We start from the raw sequence: 9316 nt of genomic DNA, 5'->3' as shown, positions 1-9316 counted from the left end.
ATTCTATACACACCCTAAAGTATCTAGGACTAATAAATGCCTGCCAGTACCACTAATAATATTAGCAAAATCAATCAAGACGATATCAATAAAGCCGTATGGAATGCCTGCGATACTTTTCGCGGGGTCATCAGCGCCGATACCTATAAAGACTTTATCTTAACCATGCTGTTCCTCAAGTACTTATCAGACGTCTACCGCGATGAGTACAACAAGCTGGTCGAGCAATTTGGCGGTTCTGGTAACGACAACCCTGAACTAATCCACGCCATGATGTCCAAGCAGCGCTTTGTCTTACCTGAAGGCGCAAGTTTTTGGGACTTATATGAGCAGCGTCATCAGCCGGGCAACGGTCAACGTATCGATGAGGCGCTTCATGCGATTGAAGAAGCCAACGGTACGAAGCTCAAAAACGTCTTTCAAGACATCAGCTTTAACACTGATAAACTCGGTCAAGAAAAGCAAAAAAACGAGCTATTACGCCACTTGTTAGAAGACTTTGGCAAAGACATCCTTAATCTAAGTGCTGAACGTGTTGGTAGCTTGGACGTGATTGGTAATGCGTACGAATACTTAATCAAGCACTTTGCCGCAAGTAGTGGCGCGACGGCTGGTGAGTTCTATACACCGCCTGAAGTATCGAATTTACTAGCGACTATCCTTGAGCCTGTCGAAGGTGATGAGATATGTGATCCTGCCTGTGGTTCAGGCTCGCTACTCATTAAGTGTGGGGCGATGGTACGCAAAAACTCAAACTCTAAGAAGTATGCGCTATACGGTCAAGAAGCCATTGGCTCGACATGGGCACTGGCCAAGATGAATATGTTCCTACACGGTGAGGACAACCACCGTATCGAGTGGGGCGATACCATCCGTAATCCGCTGCTACTCGACAAGGATGGCAAGCACTTATTACAGTTCGATGTGGTGACCGCCAATCCGCCGTTTTCACTGGATAAATGGGGTCATGACGATGCCAGCAGCGATCCCTATGGTCGCTTCCATCGCGGTGTACCACCCAAGACTAAGGGCGACTATGCCTTTATCAGTCATATGATCGAAACGCTCAAACCTGCTACTGGGCGCATGGGTGTGGTCGTACCGCATGGCGTGCTATTCCGTGCGTCGAGTGAAGGCAAAATCCGCCAGCAACTCATCGAAGAAAACCTGCTTGATACGGTGATTGGCTTACCCGAAAAGCTGTTCTTTGGCACGGGGATTCCAGCGGCTATTTTGCTGTTTAAAAAGAATAAAACCGATGACACGGTACTGTTTATTGATGCCAGCAATGAGTTTAAATCAGGTAAGAACCAAAACCAGCTGACTGAAGATAACATTGCTAAAGTCATCGAGACCTATAGATCGCGAGAAAGTGTTGATAAATACGCGTATCTAGCGAGCTTCGATGAGATTAAAGAAAACGACTTTAACCTAAACATTCCACGCTATGTCGATACCTTTGAGGAAGAGGCGGAGATTGATTTGGACGCGGTGCGTACTGAGCGTCTTGAGTTAAAAGCTGAATTCGATGCACTAGAAACTGAGATGGCAGGGTTTTTAAAGGAGTTGGGTTATGGTGCCTAAGGGATGGGAGGTTAAAAGCTTTGAAGATGTTGCGTTTGTTGGTAATGGACAGGTTGACCCTAGAGAAGAGCCTTATTCTTCAATGTGGCATATTGGGCCAGAGAATGTTACTTCTGATACTGGTCGAATAAAGAACGTCAGACAATGTTCCGAGTTAGGACTAATATCTGGAAAGTATGAGTTTGACAGAGAATCTATAGTTTATTCCAAGATCCGTCCTAATCTTAATAAAGTTTGTAGACCTGATTTTGATGGTGTTTGTAGCGCAGATATGTACCCAATATGGACTAAAGAAGGATTATTTGCTGACTACTTATTTTACTATATGTTAGGGCCAAAGTTTTATAGCACTGCGGTTTCAATGTCCATGCGTACAGGAATGCCGAAAATAAATCGTACTGATTTAGATACGATTAAAATAAATATTCCTCCTCTCCCAGAACAACAAAAGATCGCCAAAATCCTATCCACTTGGGATAAAGCGATTAGCACGACCGAGCGTTTAATTGAGAATAGTACCCAGCAGAAAAAAGCCTTGATGCAGCAATTGCTGACGGGTAAAAAGCGGTTGCTTGATGAGTCGGGGAAAAGGTTTGAGGGAGAGTGGAAGGATGCAACAGTATCATCTTTCGGTAAGGTGATTACTGGTAACACTCCGCCAAAAAATGATTCCAGTAATTATGATGGCAGTATATCTTGGGCTACAGCCGAGGATTTTAAGCGAAAGTATGTATCAAATACTAAAGTTAAACTAACAGAATCAGGAGCGACTAAAGCTAGAATCGTTCCTAAAGGAAGTGTTTTAGTCACTTGTATAGCATCTATAGGTAAGAATGCGATAGCTAATGAAGATTTAGCTACCAATCAACAAATTAATTCTGTAGTAATTAATAAAAAAAATTCAAACGAGTTTTTTTATTATCTAATAGAGTTTAACACTCATAAATTATTAGCTTGGGCAGGAACTACAGCCTTGCCTATATTAAATAAGACGAGTTTTGAAAAGGTAAAATTCATAGTACCGAATCTCAAAGAACAACAAAAAATTGCCACCGTGTTAACCAATGCCGATAAAGAGATTGGGTTGCTTGAGCAGCAGCTTGCCGATTTGCAGCAAGAGAAAAAGGCGCTGATGCAGCAGTTGTTGACGGGTAAGAAGCGGGTGGTGGTTTAGTGCAAACAATGGTTTGCTTATATAAGTAATATAAACGATACTTGGATAAAGTTTATTCAAAAGAAGCGTAAAAATGATTGATGATGTCTTGAAAGAAAAAATGGAAGCAAGAAGAAAATATCAGCCATATCGCTCAGATGATGTCAGGAGTCAATTTGATAGAGATGAAGCGCGTCTAATACATTCAGCTGCTTTTAGACGGCTACAATCCAAAACTCAAGTGTTGGGTTTGGGAGAAAGTGACTTTTATCGCACTCGGTTAACTCACTCTATGGAAGTAGCTCAAATTGGTCGAGGTATCGTTCAGTTCTTACGTAAAAAGTATGAAAGTTATCAAGACATCTTACCCGATATGTCTTTGATTACAGCTATTTGTCTAGCACATGATATCGGTCATCCACCTTTCGGACATGGTGGTGAGGTAGCGCTGAATTACTGTATGCGCGAATATGGCGGTTTTGAAGGCAATGGTCAGACTCTGCGAATTCTTGGTAAGCTAGATAAGTACACCGAAAATCACGGCTTAAACCCTACAAGACGAATGCTATTAGGTGTTTTGAAGTATCCTGCTGCATATAGCAGCTTAGTAAATGATGGTTTTTATGGGTCTGAAAATAATCCTGATGTCCCTTACTGGCTGTTCAAAGCGGACGCACAAAAGCCACCTAAGTGTTATTACGATGTAGATGAAGACATTGTAGAATTTATATTTGAAGGCTTCGATGGAGAAGACGTTAATAAGTTTACTGCTTTTGAACCCAAAAAAGATAAACATCAATGCACACGTTTTAAATCTTTAGATTGTACGATCATGAATTTGGCAGATAATATTTCTTACAGCTTACATGATTTAGAAGATGCACTTTCTCTAGGGATGATCAGTCGAGAGCAATGGCAAGAGCATTTCAATGATAGTAACAGCTTGTTCGATATTGTTGAAAACCTAGAAAATGAAAGAGTAGAAAAAGAATCCAACTTTGATTGCATAACTAGAAAGCTTTTCGGTGATGAAAGTTATGAAAGAAAAGATGCGATTGGTCGTCTAGTTAACCTTATGATAACTAATGCTGAAATAGTTGAGAATGGTTCCAACTGTAAAAATGCATTACTAGGTCTTGAGGTTAAGCTAAAAAAAGAAGTGGAAGAGTTAAGAGAACATATTTTTAAAATTGTATATGAGGTCGTCATCAAGGATGTGAATGTTCAACAGCTTGAGTTCAAAGGACAAAAGCTAGTTATAGAGTTGTTTCAAGTTTTGGCTAAAGATCCTGAGAGGTTCCTGCCCCAGTCTACCAAAGTAATTTGGAAAGATTCTATGAAAAATCTGCCAGTAGAAGATCAAGAGGCAGCTCAGATGCGAGTAATTTGTGATTTTATTGCTGGTATGACTGATGATTACGCTACTAAGTTTTATGAGAAGTTTTTTACTCCTAACAAAGGTTCTATCTTTGATAGGTTGTGATCGATTACGATTTCAATATAGTCGGCCTATGATGATGTCGGACTATTACAAGTATTATAAGATAGCCACTATCGATTAGGCAGTACTCCATATAACCGCCACGCTTACTGCCCTTTGGGTAACGCGTAACCTTGGCGGTTTTTCTTTGCTAGAGGTAATGCCAAATGAGTAAAGTTGAGCTTCCACCAGCAGTGCTAGATTGCTTAAAAAATGAGATGCAGATTGAGATGAAGCATTTCTTTGAGAAGTACGATAGTTTTGATGACAGCTTTAAGGTAACAGCAAATGGATTGCTTTCTAATATGCTAATGGTTTCAAAAGTATCTTCTTCATTTAGTAAGGATGTTGATTTTTACGAAGATGGTACTGATGAGCAAAATGAATTTATGGATGCAATGTTTAGCTGTTTTGAACAGCTTAATATTTTGAAAAAGCTAGAGGCATATAAAGGTATTTATGAACACGTAAATCGTGGTGAAAATGATTGGTTTCCTATAGTAGTAATATCTTCGCCTATAGACAGTTATCCTGAACAACCAGCCAAGCTGACTGTATACAGAGGATGTTCTTTAAAATCATTTGAAGATAAGAGCTATAGGGATAGGCAGTCTTGGACTACTGATTTTGATACGGCAAAAGTATTCGCCTTTAACCACTATGGATTTGATAAAGAAGATCGAGTTGTTATCAAAACTACTGTAAGTAATTCTGATATTTTTTGGATGAGAACTGGCGAAGGAGAAGTCGTTTTGAATCCAAAATTTACGCCCTTATCGGATGTAATAAAATTAGATTATGAGCAATGTAATCAAGGTAGGCAGATATGACCAACCCTAGCATCAACTTCGCCGAAGAATTCAGCTCAAAAATTCCTGCCTTAGCATTGCTCAATACGCTCGGCTATGAGTTTATTCCGCCGAGCCAATGCATCGCCATGCGCTCAAAAGTGGCTACAAACAAAGCCACCAACCAAGTGGTATTGCTACCCATTATGCGTGCGTTTTTAACCAAACAGACTTTTATGTTTGAAGGCACACCGCATTACCTATCAGACAGTGCTATTGATAAAATCATGCACGAGCTAAACCCAGCCATGAACTTAGGCTTGCAGCTCGCTAATGAGGCGCTATATAACGCCATGCTATACGGCGTGACCGTGACTGAGTTCATCGATGGTAAAAAAACCTCGCAGACCGTCGCTCTGATAGATTGGAATAATATTGATAATAATAGCTTTCACGTTACTGAAGAGATGGTAGTACAGAATACTGAGGGCACAGGTAATGTCATTCCTGATATCGTTTGCTTCGTGAACGGTCTACCGCTGGCAGTGATCGAAGCTAAGCGCCCTGATTCGAGTAGAGAGGGGCAGTCGACCAATGCCCAAGCGGTATCCCAGCATATTCGCAATCAAAAGCCGAAATTTATTCCAAACCTATTTGCCTATAGCCAGTTATTACTTGCGGTTAACGGTAATGACGGTCTGTATGCTACTTGCGGTACACCTAGGAAATTTTGGGCGAAATGGGTCGAAGAAGAAATCTCTGAGCCTGAGTTTGCCCGTATAAAAAACCAAACGCTCAGCGATGAGCAGATTGAGAATTTGTTTAGCCATCGTTCTGCCTCTATCAAAGATGAATATAAATCATTGATTGCTGGCGGTGATCTAGCTGTCACCGACCAAGACCGCTTAATCATCAGCCTTTTACAGCCACAGCGTCTACTTGAGATGACGCGCATGTTTACCTTGTTTGACAAAAAGGCTGGCAAAATTGTTGCTCGTTATCAGCAAGTCTTTGGCATTAAAGCTTTGATTGAGCGTATTAGTACCTTTGATGAGAAGGGCAGTCGTGAGGGCGGTGTCATTTGGCATACCACAGGCAGTGGTAAATCTTTCACTATGGTGTTTTTCTCTAAAGCACTTATTTGGTTAGAGGAGCTCGCGAAGTGCCGCGTCATTGTTGTCACCGACCGTGTCGATCTAGAAACTCAGCTTAGTAAAACCTTTGCATCTGGTGGTGTATTATCCGATCGTGATAAGTCCGGTGCTATGGCTACCTCTGGTCGCCGTCTGGCGCAGCAAATCGGTCACGGTAATGAGCGCGTTATTTTCTCTATTATTAATAAGTTTGGCTCAGCCGTTAAGTATGATGAATGCTACAACGACAGCCCAAACATCATCGTTATGGTGGATGAAGGTCACCGTAGCCAAAATGGTGAGAATAATATCCGTATGGCACAAGCCCTGCCAAACGCTGCCTTTATTGCCTTTACGGGTACGCCTCTGCTGAAAGATGATAAGACCGAAAACAAATTCGGTAGCATCATTCACTCGTACACCATGCAGCAAGCGGTCAAAGACAAAACGGTCACGCCACTCTTATATGAAGAGCGTATCCCTGAATTGAATACCAATGATCAAGCCATTGATGCATGGTTTGACCGTATTACTCAAAAGCTTACCGATGATCAAAAGACTGACCTTAAACGTAAGTTCTCTCAAAAAGGTCAAATCTATCAGGTTGAAGGACGTATTGAGCTGATCGCTCATGACATCTCTGATCATTTCCAAAACTTTAAACAGCAGCACCTAAAAGGTCAACTGGCTTGTGACTCTAAAGCCTCAGCTATCCGTTATAAAATGGCATTAGATCAGATTGGCAAAGTGACCTCAGTGGTTGCCATGTCGCCACCGGATACCCGTGAGGGGCATGACACCGTCGATGGCGAATCAAAAGATATTGTCCAGAACTGGTGGCAAGCCAATGTTGCCAATCAATATGGTGGTGATGAAAAGGCCTATACCAAAGCCATTATAGAAGCCTTTGGTCAAGATGATGGTCCTGACATTATGATCGTTGTTGATAAGCTACTAACGGGCTTCGATGAGCCAAAAAACACCGTACTGTATATAGACAAGCCCTTAAAGCAGCACAACCTGATTCAGGCAATTGCACGGGTAAACCGCTTGCATGAGAAAAAACGCTTTGGTTATTTGATTGATTATCGCGGCATCTTAAAAGAGCTAGATATTACCATTGAGAGATACCAAGACTTAGCAGAACGTACGCAAGGTGGCTTCGATATCGAAGACCTCAAAGGTTTGTATAACGCGATGGATACCGAGTATAAGCAGTTACCCAGACTGCATAGCGAACTGTGGGCAATATTCTCATCAGTGAAAAACAAACAAGACGGACAAGCGCTAAGGCAGGTGCTTGCACCAAAGATGCAGGAAATCGATGGCAGGGTAGTCGATACCAAGCTCAAAGACCGTGATGACTTTTATGCAGCTTTAACCGCATTTTCTAACGCTATGAAAATTGCGCTGCAATCAGCGTCTTTCTTTGAGGATAAGTCGTTTGATAGTAAACGTGATTGTTATAAACAGGATCTAAAAGCCTTTATCAATCTACGTGAGCAAGTGCGCGAGGATGCTGATGAGACCATCGATTACGATGAGTACGAAGCGGATATTCGTAGCTTACTCGATAAGCACATCGCTGGACTTGAGGTTCGTGAGGCAAAAGGTGCTTACTTGGTTGGCAACTTAGGTAAGGATATTAAGCCTGAAGAATTAAGCGATGATGAAGCCCGTAACCAAACGGATAAAATCACTGGTCGTGTCACCAAGATGATTGAGCAGGATTTGGCTGATGATCCCTATGCTCAAGAGTATTTTTCTAAATTGCTCAAACAAGCGATTGCTGATGCTAAAGCCATGTTCGATGCACCAGTAAAGCAGTACATGATGTTTGCTGACTTTGAGCAAGCCGTTAAAGACCGTGATGTCGCTGATGTACCAAATGCGTTTGTCGATGATAGTGGTAAATTAAACAAACATGCTCAGGCGTATTTTGGTCTGTTTAAGCACTTATTTGATACTGATTTCTTGATAGATAAAGAGTTAGATAACGCCAAGCTAGTCGATTACGCCTTTGAGATTGATAGTATCGTTAAGACAGCCGTGGCTGAGTATTCTATTAACCCAGCAGAAATTGAGAATGCTATTAGTGTCAAATTGCTGCCAATGTTATTTATGGATTTGGGTATCGATAAAGCGCAACAGCTTATTGAGGAAGTGCTAAAGATTACCCGTCTTGGACTTTCAAGAGATAAGTAGCCTAAGAGCAGTAAGAGGGTAGTAGGTAATGACTGAGAATGGTGTGTTTTATTATGGTCAAGATAAAATTGACTATGAAGTTGTGCGTAAAGAAGTAACTTATAAAGAAAAGATAAACAGGTCTAAAAGTGACAAGCTCATTGCTAAAAAGACCAAGCCTCGAAAAGTGGTCATTAAAGTACATCCTGATCAGCGTGTGGTTGCTACCGCACCTGTCGATGCCAGCGATGAGGTGATACACGATGCGATGATGAAACGTGCTCGCTGGATATGGCAAAACCTACAAGACTTTGCCAAGCAACAAGATCATGTATTGCCCAAGCGTTATGTCAGCGGCGAAACCCAGTTTTATCTAGGCCGTCGTTATGTGTTAAAAGTGATAACCAATGCAGAAACTGCCGATGTAACCAACAGCACTGTGAAGCTTAGTCGCGGTAAGTTGAATGTAGGGTTGTCTGAAAGTGATTCTGAATTAGACGCTGAAAAACGAGCTTTCTTAGTTAAACGTCTTATTGATGAATGGTATAAAAATAAATTTAGGTCGATCTCTAGAGAGAGGCTTGAAGCCTTGATATATAAGGCTTCATGGGTTAAAAATAGTCCTTCAATAAAATTAATAACCATGAAAAAGCAGTGGGGAAGCTGCTCTACTAGAGGCAATCTAATACTTAATCCACATTTGGTAAAAGCACCAAAGGAATGCATTGACTACGTGATACTGCATGAGCTCTGTCATATAGCCGAACACAACCATAGCGAAAACTTTTGGCGCTTATTAACGCAAGTCATGCCGAACTGGAAAGAGGTGAAAGCTAGGCTTGATGGTATGGCTGAGCTTTATCTGAATGAGTGAAGTTTAGAGCTAGATAATTTAATGTTTTATTTTGGAAAAGTATCGAATTGCATAATGATCTACATTCCCAGACAAAATATTGAAAATTTACTTGAAAGAATGAATTAATCGTTCGATACT

Annotated in this window: 6 protein-coding genes; all 6 read left to right on the top strand. The window is 41.3% G+C overall.

Translation table 11 applies throughout. From position 1 onward, the window contains the following. Positions 1-36 precede the first annotated feature (36 nt). The 6 genes from CXF62_RS05055 (at position 37) to CXF62_RS05030 (ending at position 9196) form a co-directional block, all read left to right on the top strand. The gene (locus tag CXF62_RS05055; RefSeq protein ID WP_102093158.1) at positions 37-1584 is read left to right on the top strand and encodes a type I restriction-modification system subunit M; all 1548 of its coding nucleotides are present in this window, start codon (positions 37-39) and stop codon (positions 1582-1584) included. Beyond that, entirely contained in the window at positions 1574-2758 is a 1185-nt protein-coding gene (locus CXF62_RS05050) for a restriction endonuclease subunit S (RefSeq protein WP_102093157.1), read from the top strand. Before CXF62_RS05055 ends, CXF62_RS05050 begins: the two co-directional genes overlap by 11 nt. A gap of 73 nt (positions 2759-2831) precedes the next feature. Then, positions 2832-4220, top strand: a complete 1389-nt coding sequence (locus CXF62_RS05045) for an anti-phage deoxyguanosine triphosphatase (protein ID WP_228153172.1) — start codon at positions 2832-2834, stop codon at positions 4218-4220. Between the two features lie 164 nt (positions 4221-4384). Next, on the top strand, positions 4385-5047 hold the full coding sequence (locus CXF62_RS05040) for a hypothetical protein (RefSeq protein ID WP_102093156.1): 663 nt from the start codon (positions 4385-4387) through the stop codon (positions 5045-5047). Further along, a complete protein-coding gene (locus CXF62_RS05035) occupies positions 5044-8343 on the top strand; it encodes a type I restriction endonuclease subunit R (protein WP_102093155.1) in 3300 nt (1099 codons plus the stop codon). The genes CXF62_RS05040 and CXF62_RS05035 overlap by 4 nt, the downstream gene beginning before the upstream one ends. Positions 8344-8371: 28 nt before the next feature. Continuing rightward, positions 8372-9196: a M48 family metallopeptidase gene (locus CXF62_RS05030; protein WP_102093154.1), complete on the top strand. Its 825-nt coding sequence runs from the start codon at positions 8372-8374 to the stop codon at positions 9194-9196. Positions 9197-9316: the final 120 nt, after the last annotated feature.

It is taken from the genome of Psychrobacter sp. MES7-P7E, assembly GCF_002863645.1.
In the GTDB taxonomy this organism is placed as follows: Bacteria; Pseudomonadota; Gammaproteobacteria; order Pseudomonadales; family Moraxellaceae; genus Psychrobacter.
This window is presented reverse-complemented; position numbering and strand designations above follow the sequence as displayed.

Coding starts and splice junctions, on each gene's coding strand:
- CXF62_RS05030 (WP_102093154.1), top strand. CDS start 8,372: ATGACTGAGAATGGTGTGTTTTATTATGGTCAAGATAAAATTGACTAT.
- CXF62_RS05050 (WP_102093157.1), top strand. CDS start 1,574: ATGGTGCCTAAGGGATGGGAGGTTAAAAGCTTTGAAGATGTTGCGTTT.
- CXF62_RS05045 (WP_228153172.1), top strand. CDS start 2,832: ATGATTGATGATGTCTTGAAAGAAAAAATGGAAGCAAGAAGAAAATAT.
- CXF62_RS05035 (WP_102093155.1), top strand. CDS start 5,044: ATGACCAACCCTAGCATCAACTTCGCCGAAGAATTCAGCTCAAAAATT.
- CXF62_RS05040 (WP_102093156.1), top strand. CDS start 4,385: ATGAGTAAAGTTGAGCTTCCACCAGCAGTGCTAGATTGCTTAAAAAAT.
- CXF62_RS05055 (WP_102093158.1), top strand. CDS start 37: ATGCCTGCCAGTACCACTAATAATATTAGCAAAATCAATCAAGACGAT.